This is a genomic window from Bartonella sp. AS69XJJH (genome assembly GCF_042195585.1).
Lineage (GTDB): Bacteria > Pseudomonadota > Alphaproteobacteria > Rhizobiales > Rhizobiaceae > Bartonella.
Map to the genome: position 1 here is coordinate 1 of NZ_JBHIOO010000154.1, position 533 is coordinate 533.

General features: G+C 33.2%; 1 protein-coding gene. It reads left to right on the forward strand.

The genetic code is table 11. The features are described 5' to 3' along the window. Positions 1 to 210 precede the first annotated feature (210 nt). Positions 211 to 533 (forward strand): single-stranded DNA-binding protein (ssb, locus tag ACFIK6_RS10300; RefSeq protein WP_375642795.1); only part of this gene is annotated, 323 nt, incomplete at its 3' end.

Below are 533 nucleotides of genomic sequence, written 5' to 3' on the forward strand. Positions count from 1 at the left end.
AAGATCTGACAAAGTGCAAGGAACTCATGGAGAAAGTAGAAAAAAAACGGTGCTTGCAGAATAGAATACCTTGATCCTCTTATTTTATACACCGTAAACATAATTTTATATGTTAAAAAATAATAATATCCTTTTGAAATAATTGAATAAATAAGCAAATTATGCTAAGATTTTGTATGTATAAATTGCAAATCTAATGGGGCTATAAATATGCTAAATAAAGTGACGTTAATCGGGCGCCTTGGTGCTGATCCCGAAAGCAAAACAATGAATTCTGGAGCAGAAGTAGTCAATTTTCGTATGGCAACTTCTGAGAGCTATACAGATAAAAATACCAATCAAAAAGTAGAGAAAACAGAATGGCATTCCGTGGTGATTTTTAATCCACATTTGGCAAAAATTGCACTTCAGTATCTCAACAAAGGTTCAAAGGTTTACATAGAAGGAAAATTACAAACACGCAAATGGCAAGATAAAAATGGGCATGACCGTTATACAACAGAGATTGTCTTACCACAATTCAAAGGCGAGTT